15 protein-coding genes and 2 pseudogenes are annotated in these 17020 nt (G+C 48.1%); all 17 read right to left on the bottom strand.

All coding sequences use genetic code 11. The features are described from left to right. Positions 1-88: 88 nt before the first annotated feature. A complete protein-coding gene (locus EXW96_RS06840) occupies positions 89-1045 on the bottom strand; it encodes a 3'-5' exoribonuclease YhaM family protein (RefSeq protein WP_074730124.1) in 957 nt (318 codons plus the stop codon). 383 nt (positions 1046-1428) lie between these two features. After that, positions 1429-2013, bottom strand: coding sequence for an ATPase (locus EXW96_RS06835; protein ID WP_023554888.1), 585 nt, complete (start codon positions 2011-2013; stop codon positions 1429-1431). Next, positions 2006-2185, bottom strand: coding sequence for a hypothetical protein (locus EXW96_RS06830; RefSeq protein ID WP_015253841.1), 180 nt, complete (start codon positions 2183-2185; stop codon positions 2006-2008). Before EXW96_RS06830 ends, EXW96_RS06835 begins: the two co-directional genes overlap by 8 nt. A 146-nt stretch (positions 2186-2331) precedes the next feature. Further along, positions 2332-4005 carry an SWIM zinc finger family protein gene (locus tag EXW96_RS06825; protein ID WP_309225054.1) on the bottom strand — a complete coding sequence of 558 codons (1674 nt, stop codon included), beginning with the start codon at positions 4003-4005 and terminating at the stop codon, positions 2332-2334. Between the two features lie 178 nt (positions 4006-4183). Continuing rightward, a complete protein-coding gene (locus EXW96_RS06820; RefSeq protein ID WP_139170888.1) occupies positions 4184-4480 on the bottom strand; it encodes a nucleotide exchange factor GrpE in 297 nt (98 codons plus the stop codon). Positions 4481-4510: 30 nt separating this feature from the next. Then, positions 4511-5149: a UPF0158 family protein gene (locus EXW96_RS06815; RefSeq protein ID WP_074730224.1), complete on the bottom strand. Its 639-nt coding sequence runs from the start codon at positions 5147-5149 to the stop codon at positions 4511-4513. 12 nt (positions 5150-5161) lie between these two features. Continuing rightward, positions 5162-6295, bottom strand: coding sequence for a DUF6155 family protein (locus EXW96_RS06810; protein WP_174350193.1), 1134 nt, complete (start codon positions 6293-6295; stop codon positions 5162-5164). Positions 6296-6383: 88 nt separating this feature from the next. After that, on the bottom strand, positions 6384-6539 hold the full coding sequence (locus tag EXW96_RS06805; protein WP_157462203.1) for a hypothetical protein: 156 nt from the start codon (positions 6537-6539) through the stop codon (positions 6384-6386). 465 nt (positions 6540-7004) lie between these two features. Then, the gene (locus tag EXW96_RS06800; RefSeq protein WP_023554895.1) at positions 7005-7271 is read right to left on the bottom strand and encodes a type II toxin-antitoxin system RelE family toxin; all 267 of its coding nucleotides are present in this window, start codon (positions 7269-7271) and stop codon (positions 7005-7007) included. After that, a complete protein-coding gene (locus tag EXW96_RS06795; RefSeq protein ID WP_023554896.1) occupies positions 7255-7491 on the bottom strand; it encodes a hypothetical protein in 237 nt (78 codons plus the stop codon). Before EXW96_RS06795 ends, EXW96_RS06800 begins: the two co-directional genes overlap by 17 nt. A 346-nt stretch (positions 7492-7837) precedes the next feature. Then, positions 7838-9112 (bottom strand): Wadjet anti-phage system protein JetD domain-containing protein, encoded by a 1275-nt coding sequence (locus EXW96_RS06790; RefSeq protein ID WP_028407040.1) that lies wholly within the window; start codon positions 9110-9112, stop codon positions 7838-7840. Between the two features lie 24 nt (positions 9113-9136). Continuing rightward, positions 9137-12592: an ATP-binding protein gene (locus tag EXW96_RS06785; protein ID WP_174350192.1), complete on the bottom strand. Its 3456-nt coding sequence runs from the start codon at positions 12590-12592 to the stop codon at positions 9137-9139. Next, a complete protein-coding gene (locus EXW96_RS06780) occupies positions 12561-13169 on the bottom strand; it encodes a DUF4194 domain-containing protein (protein ID WP_174350191.1) in 609 nt (202 codons plus the stop codon). The genes EXW96_RS06785 and EXW96_RS06780 overlap by 32 nt, the downstream gene beginning before the upstream one ends. A 6-nt stretch (positions 13170-13175) precedes the next feature. Continuing rightward, positions 13176-14594, bottom strand: a complete 1419-nt coding sequence (locus tag EXW96_RS06775) for a Wadjet anti-phage system protein JetA family protein (RefSeq protein ID WP_023554900.1) — start codon at positions 14592-14594, stop codon at positions 13176-13178. Between the two features lie 304 nt (positions 14595-14898). Further along, positions 14899-15096, bottom strand: a pseudogene (locus EXW96_RS06770) (RNA polymerase subunit sigma-70); the annotation flags it as partial. A 205-nt stretch (positions 15097-15301) separates the two neighbouring features. Next, positions 15302-15478: pseudogene (locus EXW96_RS27335) on the bottom strand (TRAP transporter large permease subunit); the annotation flags it as partial. An 89-nt stretch (positions 15479-15567) separates the two neighbouring features. Continuing rightward, complete coding sequence (locus EXW96_RS06760) at positions 15568-16932, bottom strand: ISNCY family transposase (protein ID WP_074730239.1); 1365 nt, start codon at positions 16930-16932, stop codon at positions 15568-15570. Positions 16933-17020 lie beyond the last annotated feature (88 nt).

Below are 17020 nucleotides of genomic sequence, written 5' to 3'. Positions count from 1 at the left end.
TCACCTTCCTCAATAACATTATACCATTGCCGCTATTTTGCCGCAAAGTATTTTTGTTTCATTGCATTTTCTTCGTATATTTTAATTTCTACAATGACATCCGGTACAACGCTTTATTCTCCAGCCCTCGGACCGGCTGTGTCCACAACTCCTTGTCCGAAGTGGCGCTTAGTGCGTCCTCCGCCATCTGGAGTTTGGCATCCAGTGCGTCAATATAGTGCAATGCTACCGCTTCTGCCGTTTGCGGCTGCACCGGGCTTCCCCATTCCCCAAGGTTATGGTGCGAGAGAATAAGGTGCTGCAATCCGATCACTTGTTGCGAATCGAGTGGAAGTTCCAGCCGCAAAGCCGCTTCTGTGATCCAACTAGCCGCCATGGCAATATGACCGATCAACTTACCCTGGGTGCTGTAATCTATCACGACCCCAAGCTGAGCGATCATTTCCTCTGGCTTCGCGATATCATGCAGGATAATCCCGGCTTTGATCATGTCCGCATTTAGAAATGGCCTCTGCTTGCAAAGGAACTCTCCGATCTCCAGCATACGAACGATATGATAGGCCAAGCCTGCGAAGTAAGCATGATGGTGCATTTTGGCCGCCGGATAATGAGCTAATTTCTCTCTCACCTTATCGACGCAAAAGCTTACTATATCGCGAATCGCCGGATCCGAAATACTCTCGATGACTCTGCTTATGACCTCTAATAATTCCGCAAATCCAATTGGTGCAGCTCGAATAAAATCGGTTAGGGACACACCGTCTTCGTCCCTTATATTGCGAATCCGGATGATCTTAACCTGCGGTTTTTCCCGATATAACTGAACGATTCCTTGAACCTTGACAAGCGTCATCGGAGAAAAATTGTCTCTTTCCGTTTCCTCCACATCCCAATACTTGGCGGGTAACTGTCCGCTGGCATCACACAGCACCAAATCGAAGTAATCCTTTGCCGGCGATGTGTTGGTCTGCTTCAGCTCCAGCTCTTTCAGCAAATAGAAGCCGACGAATTCATCATTCGTACTCAGATCTTTAATCAAAGTCATTCTTTTCACCCCCATCTACAACTCCAAAAACTCTGCCTCTGCCTCAGTGATCTAGTATATTTTATTTTATAATTAAGTCATGACAACTTTTTGTCAGCGAATATATGTTCTGCACAAAAAAAACGACCAGATCTAATCCGGTCGCGTAGAATTCCTTATTCACATTGGGAGAAATGTAAAATTCAAGATTTAATCATCTTCGGTTAGTAGTAATTCCCTTTTACAAACATCACACTGGACCTTGATAACCAATCCTAGACTTGTTGGTATAAATATGTACGCAAACTTTGCTCCCGTTACATCTTTGGGTTCACATTTATCCCAATTATTAATTTTGTTTTCCATAGATTTGCTAATTTCAAACTTCATATGATTCTCCATAATCAATGTAACTGATCCTTGATCTTATGCACCCATTTTGGAAGAGATTCGGCCTGATATTTTAAAATACTATGTTCAGCTTGCATAACGATTTTACCGGAAACTTCGCTATTATCAATCACAATCAAATGATCAATGAGATGGATATGAGTTAGCAGATTTTGCATGGATGTGGTTTGTCTCCGAATGATGTCTTCAGTCGGTATATGATGTCCGCCGTTTCGAACTCTGGCGGCAACACGTTCGATATTGAGCCGAACATCATTTAGACCCACATAAAACATCATCACTTCAAAGCCGTTCGCCTTGGCTTCCCGTATCAGTCGTATCGCATTACCGCCGGCCAAAGTCGTTTCTACAGAAAAATCGCGTTTATGATGGATACAATCTCTCGCAAGTTTAATCGCTTCTTTGCCTGCGGATACTTTGCGGCGATCCGGATGGTCAGAATCAATGCCGCGAGCTAAAGCGTCGGGATCTATATTGACACTGATACCAAGCCTGTCCACTATCAAATTGCGAATGGTGCTTTTGCCGCTGCCGTTATTGCCGGCGAATACAACCATCACTGTGGAGTACTCATTCATGATGAACCCCAGGATTGTCGATTGGCTCGATCACACCGTTTGCATATTCTTTGACAATCTGGCCTTTTTCCGTTTGATAGACAATGTAAGTCCCGTTCGCTTTTGCATCCAGTTTCGCGCGATCGCCCGTAAGTTTGATCAGTTTTTGCAAATCTTGAATACGATCCATCATAGGTCACCATCCAACCCGACTTAATCTTGCCATTATTATAACATACTCGTTTCAGATCAAAATTACAGGCCTCGCATACCAGTTTGTCCACCCACTCACAAAATCAAGCTATGCTCAAACCGCGTTACTTCTTATTCCCATAAAGTTCAAAAACGAATCTTCCCCAGCTCCTCCCGGAAAGCCGGTCTTCGCGGAAATTTGGTTAACAATTTTTGTGTGACGGTGAACGCTTCTTTCCGTCCGCCAACCTGTTGAAGCATTCGAATGATCCGGCAAACATCGGCGTAATCTCGCCTGTCTCTGGATTGATCCGCCCGGAATTCGATATATGCCACGAAAAGCGCCTTCACCTCCTCCGGGTAATGCGGAAGCAATTGCTCATAGAACGATTCAATTCGGTAAGGTGCCTTGCGGACATGTTCCAAAAGCCGTGCGTACATCTCCTCTTCCACCAGAATTTGGGTATACGTATGCTCTCCCCTCGGGCTCTGCTCTAATTGATCTAACATATCTTGCAAATACAAAGTCCATTCTCCCTCATCGGAAAATGTATCCTTCACAGAGCGATAATACGCATATTCTCCGTTCATGATCAGCTCCATCCCGAGTTTCCGCTGCTGTTCGACTTGTCCTGTGCGATGGTATGCCTCATACCGATATTTCTTCCAGCGATAGACGAGCCCCGGCAGCCCCTGATCTTGAGCTTCCCCGGCCTCCGCCAATCGGATCGCTTCCTCGGCATCGCCTTGCTCAAGCGCCGCACGAATCGCAATCTCCCGGATTTCCGGGAAATGCAGATGTCTATACAAATAAGCTTTCGCCTGTTCTTCATCTGAACGTTTCAATATTTGACCATATCGGAGCACAGCCACCCGCTCGTCTGCGTACCTCTTCGACCAATTGCTCCCGGACATATGACCCAGGAGCGAATCCGCCGCATCATCCCATTGATGTTGCATCTCTTCCGACTCGATCAGCGCGCCCGCCGCCTCGAGGAGCGCGAGCTGCCAATCCGACCACCCGTCGTAATAAGGTTGGTGTGTCTCCTCCAACAACCGGCGGAAAATCTTCATGCGTTCTTCCGCCGGAATATGATGGCGATCCTGAACCAGCTTGAAGATCGATTCCAGACAGCTTTCGATCACGATCCCGACTCCACCGTCCGAATCGTCGGCGGACTGCAATAATTCAATCATCTCTTCGATGATGCAAAACAGAATCGCCAGCCCGTGCAACCATTCCTCTTCATCGAAGGCGGAGAGAGCCTTTTCAGCGACGATCTCCGCACCTTCCACCGCGCGGCTTAAGTTCCGCCAAGACACAAAACCATGATCATCCGAATATGTGTCAATGTAGGATCGAATCAACCGTCGGCAGGCGTCCAACTCCTGATCCGCGCCCCTTTTCGACAAGTGGAGTCTGATGCGCTCTTCCGCGGTATATGAATCCGATGCAATCGAGAGCAGCAATTCGATTAATTTCTCCTTGCTCTCTGCTTCCAACAGTTGCCGGAGAGACGGTTCCGGTGAAGATACCCCGTCTGCTTCTCTATTCTTAAGCTCGAGGAATACGGCGACTTGATGCTTGCATACCGGTCCAAAATCGTACGGACAATCGCATTCCGATTCCATTATGTTGTTCTCGTTGTCTAGCCTTACATAAACCTCATAATCCTCGTACCCGCGCACAACCGCAGTGTACTTTTCATCGGCAATGGACTTCAAGGAAATTACCCGTCCTTCGAACGCGTATTCCTTCCCTCTGTGTACAACTGCAGGATCTATGTATCTGGAAAAATCGGATAAATTCAAGAGGACCACCCCCTTTGGATGCTTCTTTCCATTTTGGAATTCCAATAGTCGATGAACACCTGATAAGATCGCACCGTGGTAAAGAAGGGAATATGTTGGTCTGCCGCAGCGTCGACATATTCATCTTTTAGAAATGGTGACAGCGACACAGGTCGTATATCGGTTGCCATTTGGAAAATAATCCTGCTCATTTGTTGCTTTTATGCTTAAGGATGTATGTTTTAGCCAAGTGGTTTAGATGGCCAACAGCAATTGAATTGGGATCACCCGGGTCATGCTTCTTCTGCATGGCACGTTCAAATTCATCAATCATCTTTGCAAAATCGCATACATTCTGCTCAAGACCAAATAAACGTTTCATGTCTCGATAGTGTCGAAAAAAGACTGCTTTAGCTTGATCATTGGGATAACCTAATTGTTGAAGTTCCGAAATGACCGCTTGAGCATACAGCTTAATCATCGTCTGTCTTGAAGAACGTTTCACCGGTATCCCCTGCCCAAACATTTTTCTTGATTACTCGAGAATCAACTTCACTTCAATGGATTCCAACCAATCAGAAACACGTTTGCGATTCTGCTCTTCAACAAACTGGTAATACCGCTCTAACTGCTCACTGTCGGAAGATAACGCATCCTTGAATCTTCGGAATATTCTCTTGCCGCCGCTTAATATGTGCATCAAAGTGGATTGCAGCTTTTTATCTTCAACCGTTTCCGCAAAATCAACCATGTCGGTATATCCTTCATCCGACTCCCGTTTCGGTATCCGAAAATAAATTTCATTAAAGCCTTCTTCAATGATCTCGCTTAATTCTTCGTCCTCTTCATCCCGGTCAAACGTTCGCAACGTGACAACATCTCCAGTTTCGATATTCAGGAAGGACTCTATTCCTTCTACGTACATGTCGTATGCATCCACAATCTCCTGAAACTGCTGCTTGGTCAATTTCAATTCTTTCATAGGTTCTCCCTCAGCTACTGTCGCTTTGATCAACTCGCCGCGTTGTTCCGCCTCATATTCCTCCCACGTGATTCCATACGGGAAGCCTCCATCCGTATATCCGGCGATAAAATAGAAATTCTCGTCTTGCTCCAACAGCCCCGTGAATTCCGCTTTCTGACCGGTCCGCTTATTTTTCTTCCTGCCGCGCATTAAGTTCCCCACCTAAATCCATCTTATTTGAGCGTGCAGATTAGCCAAATTGTCATGAAAACCCCAGCCGATCCCTTCTGTTTTCGAAACAACGGCTTCGAGACGTTCCTCGAATTCGTCGAACAACTCGGCTGTTTCATCTTCATTTACTTGATCAATGATATCGGCATACATGGACACCATGCTGTAGTAGAAGCGTTCATCAATATCCCCGTAGCTTAGGGTGAAATCAACTCCATTTTCAACGTAGACCAGCTTCAATTCCAGGGCGTACCTGGAATTTCCAGTCAATCTCTCGAATTCCGAAATCGCATGTTTCGCTTCCTGGAGTCTCAGCTTGCCAAATCCCCGCTCAGGGAAAAACTCTTTCTCAACCTTCTTGCAATACTCTTGAAAGAGAGACTCTACTGCTTCATCGCCCAGTATTCTTACAGCAAGAAACTTCTCCATATCTTTGCTGGCGCCATAACAAGCCTTCACCAAATCGATAAGCTGGTCGCTATTTAGCTGCTTCAGATGCTTATTCAGAGCAGACTTCGTCAGCTTCACAGGCTTTTTCCCTACCGGCCGCTTAACCAGTGACTTGGGGATCAGCTTGTCCTTCTGCCGCTCAAGCTCCTGATTCACTTCTTCGCAGGAGAAATGTTCGGGATCATATCCTTCTCGAACCCAGCCTATAAAATGATCCCGCTCCGGATGATTGGGAGTAAGCAGTACTTCCAGCATATGCTGATGCCCCCACACGCCTCCCACATCTTCCTGCGGACAGCCGCGGGCACCATCTAGACACAAGGGTGCCGGGTCGGATGTCGATGCGTCGATTTTGATCAACGTAACCGTGTGCTGCCAATCATCTCCAAAATCATACACGTATGTAAATACGGTGTTTTCTTCGTGAACATGCTTCTGAACGATTTCTCTTCGAGCATTCAATACCTCTCGGTCTTCCATATCTGCGAATGTCGGATCGGGCAGACCGATCACCTTTTCTTTCACATGAAACTCGTATAAATGGTAATTTTCCCATCCCATGACCGATTGGATGATTTTGTGAAGCTGATGAAACGTCACGTCCGGATGAAATTGAAACTCCCGCCAAATCTTCGGGGCAATCTCATTCAGTTCGATTCTGCATCTATAAACCATGATCGTCTGTTCTCCTTTTAAGTATTCCGAGTATATAAACAATCCCACTGTATCCCGGTTGGAATTACAATGGGTAGGCTATTTAGATTCATTCCCATTCTTCTTCGCGCATCCTTTTGATTTCATCAGTCAAATGCGCAGCTTGTTCCGGAGTTAAAACTCCAGCCGATTCAAGGATATCGTCAATGCTGCATTCATCCTCAGACATTTGTCGGTCCAACTTATTTGGCAGGGGCATAGCCAACTGTTCTCCTCCCAATTATAAATCTGAGCAATCATTTTCATTTCTCTCCGGGAAACAAAACAGGAACATTCTAAACTTCATTCTCCTGCTGTTCAAAAGAAATCCTAGACCTCTGACCGCTGCTCTTCCTCTTGCAAGACGAGAGTGAACTTTCCCTTTCCTGGAATATGAAAGTGGTACACGGAGTTGTCGCGGCTCATATTCGATATGTTCTCCATCAACTCTTCCGGTGAATTGACCTTTTCCATTCGATGTCACCCCATGTCATAAGCTTTTCCGCTCTTTTATCACCAGTATAACATAAACCGCCCCGAATCCTGTAGAAGCAGAAAACCGGTCCCCACGGACCGGCATATCGCCCATGTAGCTCGTCCACCCTTACTTCGCAAACCGCGCCGTTAGCTGAAATTGCTGAAGATCTGAAGAAAAGTAAAAAGGCCTACCCTGTAAGAATAGACCTAGAAGTTAAGATTTATATACATCACCACGAGAGCCAATTTTAATTACTTGGATAAGTAACTTATCATTCTCAACTGAATAAATAATTCGATAAGAACCCACTCGTAATCGATATTCGTCCATTGTTCCTTGCATCCTTTTGATATCGAGCTCTGGATGATAAGGGTCTTCACAGAGAATTTGTAGATGTTGAGTAATTCGAATACGATTCGTCCTATCTAATTTTTGTAAATACTTAAGAGCATCTTTATAGAACTCAATTGAGTAAGTCATCGATAACATCCTTAAGTTTAATACTCTCGCCACGTCTAAAGGATTCTTTAGCTTTTTTAATTGCTTCAATATCATCTTGAGTAGTTGGCTCATCATCCCAAGGGATATGACGATACTCTTTATTTGTGACTAATTTTTCCAGGAAATCAGCAGCGATTGGAAGGGCTTCTTCAGGTAATTGTTGAATTAATTTGTTCAAATGATCTTTTGAAACTGCCATTCGATCAACCCCTATCTAGAAAGGCTAAATTAATTTTATTATAACACGTACTTAATGAAATTTCATAAAGATCGTACGGGCTATTTCAAGGTAGTCAGCAACATCAGCTAACACCGTATTCACGCTTCGGGCCATACGGCCCTTGGTCTGCCCGAGGCATTTCGGGGGAGAAGATTCATGCAGACAACCCTGCGAACCTAACCGCGTCGCGGCCGGCAGCTACGCTGCCTTAAGGTTCTCGGATTCGTGAATACAAGAACGTTACCTGAACCCCTCGTCAAAGATGAGTGGTCTGGTTTTCCTCCATAACAAAAAGTCAGAAAGTTAATGTCCATTGTTTTCTTCTTTAATCCAATTCCACAATACTTTCCTGTTCCAAGCGTATCCTTCGATCAAGCATCGTTTGCAGCACCTGCCTCCAATGGGTCAGTCGGGTATCCTTTAGAGCCTCCTCAAGCTTTCCGGCATATTCATCGCTGATTGACGCCGCTGAGGACTCGTAACGAAGAAGCGTCTCCGCATCCATTAGCATGGGCCTCAGATTAGAAAAGAATTTCTTCCGCAGGTATTCAAAAATCCGGATTCCTCCCAGATCAATATCACCCCAATGATACACTTCAATGTTCTTTTCCGATGCCGAGGCCAAATGCTCTGCCAGTCTACACAAAAAGGATTGCAATGACCGATGGGGAAATCCCCCGGTATATAGAACAAGCTCTGTGTCGCGGAGCTCGGAAGCGTGTTCGAGCCACAGATGATAAGTCGCCAAGTTTTCAATTGTTACTATCCGAGTGGCAACTGTTTGCACTTGATACATTTCTTCCACCGTTTTATCCGATAAGCCAACCCCACCGGCAAACACTCCAATATCAACCTTACGACTGTCGGTAGTACGGAATGAAAGAGGCCCGCTTACCAGCACAATTTGTGGATTTTTGGCCACCCCGAGGAAATCAAGCCATTCTTCCTCGGTTTCACGCTCCTCTCCTGATGCCTGCTTGGCGAGCGAAAGCAACCTTCGTTGAACGTTTCTTTCCATGTGCTTGGAGTCCTTGAACAGCTTCTGGCTAAGTAATCTTATTGGAACGGCTCGCTCGAGCCTAGGAAGCTCCAGCAATACACAAACAAGATCCTTATACCCCTCTGGATCGTCCACCTCCAGGTGGGCAGTTTTACCTTCGGCTAGCGATACATCGGCTTGTTCAGACCACACCCTGACCCATTCCCAAGGATGGCGGGATAAGGGAGTAAGGATGTGCCGCAAGCGTTCCAGCTTGTCCCGCTTCGGCATCCGCCCCGCAACGCGATAAGCCGTCTTCAACTCACTCCATCGCAGATAGATTCTTTCCAACTGCTCGCCGGTGCGAAACCGGGCCCAATTGAGTTCAACAAGTCCGAGCCGCTCCAACTCGGAAGCTGCTTCGTTGATCCAAATTCGTTTACGGAAATCCATTTCGTCTGTATAATCTTGCCAGAATGGACTTTTGTTAAGAGATAGCTGCGGCCTTTGCTTGGAAGGCTGCCCGGTTACAAAAGACTGGCTTAACTCGTATTTGTCCAACAGGAGGTTTAGCAACTGGGAGACAAATTTGGATTTATATGGCGTTTCATGAATCTCCAAGCAGATCACCCCTTACCATAAAATCTAGAATAAAAAGCCTTGACCGTTTCCTTCATCCGCATCATCGGCTGAGGGGGATTTCCCGTTGTCAACGTTCGATAAATTCGATGCGGCAGCCGCCTCAGCCTCATATTCCGCTATTTCCACGGCTCCCGCTCTCGCCATCTCGTCTTCCGCCCCGTTGTCCCATTTGTCAATCATGTCTACATAACACTGGTAGTTATGCTTGCTGACGAACAGCGTGGTGGACACCTCAGGAGCCATATGCTGCATCTTCTCATCGGGAACGGCGGCAATCAGCTGCAGACCCATTTGCTTAATCAACCGCAGACTGGATTGAATCCGCTGCTCGTCCATTTTATTGAACGCTTCATCGAAAATGACAAGCCGCGTGCTTTTTCCGGAATATAAGTGGTGGAAGGAAGCCAATATCGCAATATAGAACGGTGTCTGCGTCTCGCCTCCCGATTTCTCCTTCAGCACTTGCGAGAAGCGGTATTTGCCGTTGCCGGATGTTACGATAATATCGAAATCCAAGTATTGCCGATAGTCCGAGAACTCCTCCAATTGTCCGGCCTCACCTTTGACCAGAAGATCGAACAACTCATGCAGAACCTCGGTACGATCATTGTCCGGTAATTCGAACAATGAACCCTTTTCCAAAAGCATGGGATCCATCACGGCATCATAGAAGCGCTTGTAACGTTCACTAGGGGAAACCTCAAAATGATACTTGTCGTCGGAAAAAGGAAAATGCCTCAGCGCATAGTTCAGCTCGTGAAACTCCCTACGGGCCATCTCGATCGCTTCCCTTAACCGAAAAATAAAGTGGGACTTGAACTCCTCTTCCGATTCTTTCAAAGCCGCCGCAACTTTATCCTGATATTCCGGAATATTCAGGTGTTCGATCGTTTCAAGCAGCCGATCGTAATCCTCGTTCGTGACCTTCTGGATGTCGGCGATAAAATTTTGATCGATATTATATTTTTGCCGCATTAATTGCAGCTTGTTGAACTGGCTGTCGCGCAGTGTCTGCTGACCCTTCCAGCTGCCTTCCCAATTTTGGATTTTCTGCCAAGTGGAGGCGGACGAATTGCATGCTTCTTCGTATCTTTGCATCGCTCCCGCTTCCCGCTCGCTGCCGTGCTCATTGATCCAATTCCGCCATGCGGCTTCGTACTCTTGCACCTTAATCCGAAGCAAGTGCAGCTTTCCTTCCGCTTCGGACTTTTTCGATTCGGTTTCCGTTTGCTTTCGGAGTAAGGATCCCCATTTTTGTTGCCACTTCTGTTCATCCTTCTTCCACTGCTCATACTCCGCCTGCAGCCGCTCCGCTTCGCTGAAATCGAGACCATTCAGTTCCTCTGTCTTCTGCAATAGCATTTCCGAGCATTCGTGGATATGCCGCATCAGGCCAAGATGGTCGGCAAGCTTGGTACAGCCCGTTTCCTTCAATTTGCCGATCCATTCGGAAAGGTGTTCACCCCAAGCATACAGCATGCGCCGTTCGTCCTGGGCAGACACCAGCTCGGAGCGGCGGATTTCCAACTGGCGGGCGATCGCTTTGGCGCCTATGAACGGAACCTCGTATTGCTCCTTGCGCATCTGCCGGGCTACCAGGTTGTTGTAAACCATGCATGATTGGGTCACCGCTGTACGATGGTGTCGCAGTTCCTGCTCGTTTGCAGCCTTCATCACCTTGCCCAGCAAATGCTCGACGTGCGCCTGGATTACGGGATGCTCCGCCTGCAGCTCGAGTGCCAGGGAACCGGTTACGGCCGTTCCCAAATACCGCTTCTCCTTCTCCGTATCGACGAGACCGACGCCTTCCAGCCGATAGGTTCGCTTCTCCCTTTCATAAATAGACAATGCCTCTGCGAAACATTCCGGTTCAACCAACAGATCGAAGCGCTGGGTGTTCAAATACCCTTCCACCGCATTACGCCAAAGCTCTTCCTTGAGCTCCATGTGCTCGCAAAACACCCAAACCGCCGAGCGGCCCCGCAGCCGTTCCTCCAAGATGCCCTTCAACTGGCGCACCGGTTCGGCATAGCTGCGCTTCTGCTGCTCCAGATCACGAATGATCGTTCTTAACTCTTCGATTCGAGCGTCCGTTTCACCCAGCTTTTCCTGCAACTGGTTATGTTGAACGAGCATCCTGTCACGCCACGCCGTTAGACCTTCTCCAATCTCAGCCAGATCCCGTGTCCACTCTTCTTCCTCATGGACTTCAATGATTCCGCAACGTGCCACAGCGTCAAGACGCGCCAGGCTCTCCTGATAACTGCGAAGCGTCTCCCTCTCTCCAGGCTTCCATGTCCAGTACGGATTGTCCGGCCAATCGTACAAGTTCGCCAATAGCTGAAGCTCCCGTTCAATTTGTCTCCGATACGTGAGCAAGAGCCTCTCTCCCTCGCTCTGTTGAGCGGTGAGCCGGGCAATGTCCTCGTTCAGCTCTTTCTTGCGCTTCTCCGCAGCATGGTTCTGCCAGCGCTGGTAAGCATCCTGCTGCTTGTCCCGGGCTTCCGCCTGCAACCGGGCGGCAAGGTCAATATCATCCGCAAGCTGTCGCAGCTCTTCTTCCAGCCGGACATTGTCCCGTTCGGTCTGCTCCAGATTCTCACTCTCGTAATCCGCTTTCAAGCGCCGGATCACATAATCCTGCTCAATGGCAGTCTCCTTGTATTTGGCATACTGGGCATAACACTCACGTATGGATTGCAGGTGCAGCTTCTTCTCCTGAAGATGCTCCAGCTCCTGGCGATACCGTTCGTGGATCTCGAAATTTTGCCGCATCAAATCCAACTGCAGCTCTTTTCGGTCGAGTATATAATCGTAGACAAAAGCACGGATATTCTGGATCGGCTTGAACGAGAGCGCTTTGGTGAATATTGTGAAAAACCGATCATGAAGCTGTCCCATCCGGGCGAGTAAGGCTTTCTGATAGTTGGTCTTGTTCCTTTCAAACAAAGCCTTTTTTCCGGAGAGCCCGCTGACCCTGACGCTTTCCCCACCGTAGCGCTTGCGGAATTCGTCTCGATTGAGCAGCTGGCCGTTGGATTTGACAAACTGCAAATCATCCAACCGCCGATCTGACAAAATGAAATACTCTTCTTCCCCGGTCGTGCTTCCTCGGTATACATCAATCGCTACCCCGACAACGAACCATTCCTTACGGTCCTCGTCCCGGAATTCAGCTGCAATATAAGTCGTAAAATCGCCGTCCCTCAAAAAGGAGCGCTCGTCGCTGCCGATTTTTCCCCTAAGATAATTGATAAAGCTGCGTTTGGCGTCATCGTGTGCAGCCGCATTGAACTTGATCATTCGATGATCAGCAACGAAAAGCACCTGCAGCGCGTCAATAATCGTCGATTTTCCCGCGGCGTTCTGTCCAGTGATCAACGTCTGTTTTCCGAATTCCAGCTCCTCGTCCTTGAAATAATGCCAGTTAATCAGACGCAGCCGCTTCATCCATTTCATCCAGCAATCCTCCCTCCGCGTTCGTCAGGTACAATTCTAGCTTATCAAGTAACGACTGCATCTCATCCGTCTGAATCATATAGATCCAAGTATGGAACAGCTTGAACCGGGCATCATCGGAACGAATGTCGGAATCCAGCGGTTCAATCAATTGGGCCTGTACGCACAATCTAACCAGCCTGTCCAATGCGGTACGGTTTACCCATTCCAGCCGGAACGTCTCGTACTTGCTGCGAATTTCATAAAGGGTAATCATAGGATAATCCGCCAGCGATAGGCCTTGCCTCTTCTCCTCATAAAGTAAGCGCAGCACCAGTAGCCATAGTGTCTGTTCCCGGTCAAGCCTACGGCGAAGACGGCCATCGGGAATATGCAGATAGACGCATTCATGCCGCTCGTCCACGACAAGTTCCCAACCAAGGAATCGATAATAGCCCTCCAACGCGGTACGGTAGCGACGAATTGTCGCATACAACTCCCGGTCCTTGTCTTTGATCAGAAGGTTAACCTCCATGAGTCGCTGGATTGCTTCTTTGACCTTCGATTGTTCAGAGTCGCTCAAATCTTGAAACATCATGAATCGTTATCCTCCCCGCTCTTTACGGACAATGTCGTGATTGTGGAATCGATATCTTCCGACACTAACCGTCTGCCGCTTGCCTTGCCGGTCCAAGCTGAAACGCGAGCCACCATCCGAGCCATACAAATAAACATACCCCAGCATAAGAAATTCCTCGGCACTACTTGGAGCGAGCTCGATCAGTTCCATGCGCTTTCGGTCACCAAGCCGGGTCATGACGTAATCATCCACTTTTTTACGGGTAATGGCCTTGCGCATTTTCTCTACGTTCCTCTGTCGCAGCTCCTCCATCACGTGTGCCGGAATCGGAACCGTAACATGGGTCTCCGGCTGATGAGCCATCCTTCGGCGGCGCGGCGGCAGGAGTGACTGCTCTGACCATCCGCGAACCTGATTAATCGCGAACAGCGAGTATTCCGCATCCTGCTTTTGCTGGCCGAGCAGCTCCAGCAGACGTGTCAACCGGCGGTCCAATCCTTCATGCTGCTGACTCAAATATCTGGCCCGGTCGTAGGAAGAACGAAGATACTGGTTATGCCGCACATCAATCTGATAGAAAATCTCTTCCAGCCCGACAAAGGTTTCTTCAATGAAGAATAAAGCTTCCTTGACGGCATATTCCGCTTGTTCAACCGTTTCATACAGCTCGCTCTTGACGCCGTCCATTGCAGCTTCCTGCAGCAAACCCCGATCTAGGAGCCACTTCTGAACCGTATGAAGGATTTGAAAACGATAGCGCGCCACATGATCCGACGTTTTGAGCCGGTGATAGCTTTTATCTACAATTTGCGATTTATAGGTTTCAAAATGATGGTCCAGCACTTCGCGAATCGAGGTTTTTTGAACAACTGTCTCCATGTGATGCTTCATATTATTGTATAACCCAATCAATTCATGGCGAAATTGCCTTGTTACCTGTGCCGCCTCCATTACGGCGAAACAAGGGCGCATTTTGGCCTCCTCGCCGGTAAGAAGCTGATAAGTTACAAAAGCAAACCGTTGATATTCGACCGTCCGTGCTTCGCATAATTCCTGAAACACCGCAATCAGCCGGCTGGCATAATGGGGAAGTACAATATAAGCTTCGAACTGGCTGCGGGTTTCCACATCAATCCACTTCGCCCGTTCCAGCCGTCGCAGCAATGCATTGGCCTGAGCTCTGGAGACATCCTCTAACGTAAGCTGATCCTCTCTTCCAGCTCCAACCGGCTCATCCTCATCGGCAGAAATGACCATACCCGTTTCTTGTTGAGTCTCCAGCAGCTCCTGCAGCAGATCCCGCATGACTTCATAGCGAATGCCAAACCGCTCCCTTTGCGAATGCTCGTATAAAAGCAGCAGTGCTTCCGCATATATCTTCCGATTGGAACCCGTCAGAAGATGAAATAATCCTTCCGGTACTACATCAAACAAGTTCATCATACCGCGCGCATACCCTTTCGGAGAAAAATGTCGATACTTTATTATACTAGATTTGGAAGATATGAAGTATGGTAGAATACGGCTATTCCCTTCAATCTTAATGGCAAGCTCCGTTGGTATACGGAATACTTGCCGTACAAGGCTCTCAAGTATCGGTATTAACTCCAGAAGAAGCAGAAAACCGGCCCCCTCGGACCAGTTGATTCAGGCTCCATATAGCTCGTCCACCCTCACCGCACAAACCGCCCGCTGCACAAAAACCGCGCCACATCCTCCTGACGTCGTTTCGTGTTCACAACGTGTTGACAATGTGAGCCACGAGCCGCAGATTGTGCTCTATCAACAAATTGCGGGAATGCTGATTCCCTTCAGCCATTAATCGTAAATGCTTCTCTTCTTCATCTTCAGCGAGCGGTTGGGGAAACGCATTATTTTTAACGTACGAAACCAGCAGCATTAACTCTTTAATAAACAAGGCAATTGCAGAAAAAAATCCAGGCACCTCAAGCCACCCCCATGATGAAAGTAGTACTATTCTATGTGGGCCGCAGCCTATCAGTGCCTGTACAGAACAAAAATACTATACCCTTACTCCCTCAACTATAACTTTCCATCGCAGGTCCCATCTGTGATGATATTACCCACTACTGCAATAGGATTTTCGGCCATTTCATGACACGATCGCGAACAACCGCATTTTCGAACGTCAGCCCTGCGGCCGTAATGATTGGCATAAGCACCGGCGTCAGTATAAGAACCGTAGGGGTCAAATCCATCGCCGTGCCTACCAAGAAAACGACCAGGTTGATGGCCATAAGCAGGAGCAATTTATTTTCCATCAACGGAACGAGCATGGCCGTCAGCTCGCCAGGTATGTTAGCTAGTTGCTCCTGAAAAAGTCGATTTTCAAAAATAGTTTCGGGTTGCTGGCTGGGTTGTGAGGGGGAACTTTCCCTAATGATCGGTTTCCATGTTAGTTTTGGAGCATTTTTGCCGCTCTTTGCAGGTTGTGGGTCAGAATCCCGAAGCCGACCCAGCATTTTGAGCCGACAAAGCCCCGATACCTGCTGCGGTTCAAACCGTACTTCCGCTTGAGAAGACTAATCTTCGCTTCTCCAGCTGCACGGTAACGCTGCAAGTCTTTGAACCATAATTCGTTTTCGTACTCGGATCGGGCAATGCCTTTTTTGCCCTTTCGCGGCAAGCTAGCTCGCTTCACACCAAGTTCGGTAATGGCCGTTTCGTTCTTCTTGCTTGAGAAACCGCGGTCGGTCGCTACAGCTTGCGGCGCTTTGCCGAATTGCTTGATATGCGCCTGTACAGCGGGAACGAGCAGTTCATCATCCGAGGGGTTCCCCTCGTAGACAGCGTAGCCGGTCACAAAGCCGCTTTCCGTCTCGTCGATTCGCACCTTGTAGCCGAACTCAGTTCCTTTGGCCAGCTTACCTTTCTTAATCGGTCTTGCTTCCGGGTCAAAGAAACTGACGATCCGATCTGCGATGATTCGATTGCCGGAAACGACCTGTTTGGCTTGTTCCAACAACTTGCCGGTTAGCGTGACCGCCTCGGTCAGTTTGGTTTTACTTTGTCGAAGAGCAGCTTTGCCCTTGTCTTGCAGTTTCTCGATAACGGTTTGCGCCTTGTTCACAACGTTCTCGGCTACTTCGATTACGCTCCCAGTGATCCGGTCAACTTCTTCCCAAGATTCACGGGTGCGGCGACGTAGAACTTTCGCGATGGACAGAATCTTTTCCTTGATTTCTGCCGTACGATCTTCAAAGCCTTGAACAGTGTGGGAGGCGACTTTCCGGATTTTCTGAATCGTTCGAGTGATGACTTTTACGCCATCTTGCAACAGCGTAGCGTCTGTCGGGTGATGGATATCGGATTCCACAACCGTCGTATCCGTGCGCAATTTGCGGGTTTTCAGAACGGCTTTTTCCTCACACTGCTTTACGAGTGCGGCATTGATGTCTTCGACGATCTTGTCGCCGTAGCGTTTGCGGGCATAGATGAGCGTAGACGGGTCGGGCATCGGTTCGTCGATGGCAAACCGGCAGAACATTCGCCATGTGATGCTGTCACCGACTTCCTTCACGAGTGACTCGTAGCCCAAATTGTATTTATGCTTCAGGACCATAAGACGGATGTACTTTTCAATTGCAAGCGTAGGACGGCCGCTTTTCTTGCCTTTCGGGTGCAACTCAGTAAACGGTTGAAGAAAACGGTCGTCGTCCAGTAATTGATCTATGATTGCAAGCTCGACCGGCAACTTTCTAACAGATTCCGGGAGAATGGCATCCCAGATGGTCAATTGCTCGTCTCGAAGTTTCAACATTTTCTTCACCTCTTGGAAGGATTCCCGAGGGCTTCTGTTGAACTCCTATAGCAAAGGAATTCTTCCCTCGGGGTGTGGAACTTTGTTA

The organism is Paenibacillus sp. JMULE4 (assembly GCF_013337105.1).
Lineage (GTDB): Bacteria > Bacillota > Bacilli > Paenibacillales > NBRC-103111 > Paenibacillus_G > Paenibacillus_G naphthalenovorans.
This window is presented reverse-complemented; position numbering and strand designations above follow the sequence as displayed.